This is a genomic window from Sphingomonas sp. FUKUSWIS1, from assembly GCF_000733135.1.
Lineage (GTDB): Bacteria > Pseudomonadota > Alphaproteobacteria > Sphingomonadales > Sphingomonadaceae > Sphingomonas > Sphingomonas aerolata.
The window spans coordinates 7,640-9,244 of sequence record NZ_JPJC01000164.1 but is presented as its reverse complement, the minus strand read 5'-3'; the positions used below and the strand labels follow the sequence as shown (position 1 = coordinate 9,244).

Here is a 1,605-nt window from a genome sequence, read left to right as displayed (position 1 = left end):
GGGGAAGGCGGTGTCGGCGCGCTTCACGATCTGTGGCCGGGCCAAGCGGGTCAACTGCATGGTCGATGGCGACACCTTCTGGATGAACCGCACCAAGATCCGCATCGCCGATATCGACACCCCCGAAACGCACCCGCCGCGCTGCAAGGCCGAGGCACGCGCGGGCCAGCGCGCTACGCTGCGGATGCAGGCGCTGCTCAATGCCGGGCCGTTCACGCTGACGCGGATCAAGCGCGACGTCGACAAATATGGGCGCAAGCTGCGGCTGGTGCAGCGCGACGGCCGGTCGCTGGGCGACACGCTGGTCCGCGAGGGTCTCGCGCGGCGTTATGGCGGGGGGAAGCGGTCGCCTTGGTGCTGAGCGGGGCTATGGCCGTCGTAACGTGACGGCACTGGGTCCACGGCGGCGATCACGAAGTCGGGTCAGCCCGTTTGGGTTCCCGCCCTCGCGGAAATGACGACCCTTTCGGGATCAGTCGAGGCGTGCCCCACTGGCCGCCCGTCAGGCAGCGTTGCGGATCAGCAGGTCCTTGGCCGCCAGACGCTGGTGGAGTGCGTCCGCGGACAGTTCGAAGCCGTTCGGCCAGGCGAGCGCGCCGCCTTCGATGAAGGCGCGGGCGAAATAGGCGGGGTCGGCGAGCGGGCGCGTCATGACCGTGACGCGGGCGATAAGGTCGGCCGCGGACCAATGCGCCGCGCTGCCGTCCGAAAAGACGAGATCCAGCGTATCGTCGCCGGCAATTGCGAGGCGCACGAGGTTAATCATCGAGGTCGGCACCGACATTGCCGCGGACATGGGCCACGTCGGCAAGTGCGGCAGCGATCGAGCCGGGTCGCCGTCTTCGAAGACCGCTTCGAGATAGGCGAGCACTGCTGCATCGCTGTCGAGATGCACGGTAGGGCTCCAGCGGGTCGTTTCGATGTCCATCAACGGGTCCTTTCGGATCAGTTGCGCTAAATCACCATACGCTGCTTAAAGTGCATCACTGAGTAAAATCAGGATGCGGTATCAGTGTGACTAGATGTTCTCGCAACTGCTTTGCCAATTCCCACGGTATAGCAATTGTACTTGTGACAGCCCCACTCGGATTGCCATTAATGGTCGACTCCGACCCAAACGCGAGCAGTAAAATGTCGGGATGCGGACTGTAGGCAAAATTTCGACAGTATGTCGCAGTGAGGAACGAATTGTCAGCGAGGCTCTGGAAGCTGCCAGCGGGTGTGCCGCCGGCCTCACCGCCCTTTCCACCCTTAGCTTGAAGGCCAAGCGCATCGATTCGTGTATCTCCCCCATCTTGGCCGCTCGAGCCATGCTGGCCGCCAATTCCGCCCTGCCCGACATTGACCTCCAGAGTGTCTGGTAAATCTTTGGTCTGAAATGTTCCGCTTACGATATCGCCGCCGGATCCTCCGGCGCCGGCGTAATGTCCGTCACCACCTCGGCCGCCAAAACCAAATGATCCGCGGAGATCGTCCCCGCGGACATTCGTGATACGCGATATGGCCTCTTTGTTTTTGCGTCCCTGCCAAATTGCCCACAGGCTAATCGGAATAGCTATCAGCGCTCCGATCCCCTGAAACCAATCGGGCAGGGACGGTGGCGTC

Annotated in this window: 3 protein-coding genes; 1 reads left to right on the top strand and 2 read right to left on the bottom strand. The window is 62.6% G+C overall.

What is annotated here, in order from left to right; genetic code table 11:
• Positions 1-361, top strand: a 361-nt coding sequence (locus sphsw_RS10545) for a thermonuclease family protein (protein ID WP_031440583.1), incomplete at its 5' end; no start/stop codon positions are given.
• 141 nt (positions 362-502) lie between these two features.
• Here the strand turns inward: sphsw_RS10545 and sphsw_RS18355 are convergent.
• The gene (locus sphsw_RS18355; RefSeq protein WP_052380913.1) at positions 503-928 is read right to left on the bottom strand and encodes a DUF2442 domain-containing protein; all 426 of its coding nucleotides are present in this window, start codon (positions 926-928) and stop codon (positions 503-505) included.
• A 55-nt stretch (positions 929-983) separates the two neighbouring features.
• A partial coding sequence (locus sphsw_RS19795) for a glycine-rich domain-containing protein (protein ID WP_443024382.1) occupies positions 984-1,605 on the bottom strand: 622 nt, incomplete at its 5' end.